Origin of the sequence: Saezia sanguinis (assembly GCF_003991585.1) — a bacterium.
Lineage (GTDB): Bacteria > Pseudomonadota > Gammaproteobacteria > Burkholderiales > Burkholderiaceae_C > Saezia > Saezia sanguinis.
Window position 1 is genome coordinate 1 of record NZ_PQSP01000151.1, and the last position, 251, is coordinate 251.

Below are 251 nucleotides of genomic sequence, written 5' to 3' on the forward strand. Positions count from 1 at the left end.
GCCTTCATTCGCCACCATCTGCGGCAGCTTCACCACCGCATGCCCGGCTGCGAAGATCCGTTCAGCCGCAGCCAGTGAATGCGCGCGCCGCTGCTGGTAGTCCCACTGGGCGCCGAACGTCCGAGCAGCGGAAGGAACGGATGTTGAAGAGGAGGGCAGCGTCATGACCGGCGACCCGATGGGCGAATACAGCGTCGCGCGTGACGAACTCGCGCATGCCGCGGTCGCGTACGTGCGCGCGATAATCGACC

Annotated in this window: 1 protein-coding gene; it reads right to left on the bottom strand. The window is 66.1% G+C overall.

Annotated features, from left to right (window positions below; translation table 11 throughout):
- Positions 1-251: hypothetical protein (locus CUZ56_RS16080; RefSeq protein ID WP_204250972.1), on the bottom strand; the 251-nt coding region annotated here is incomplete at both ends.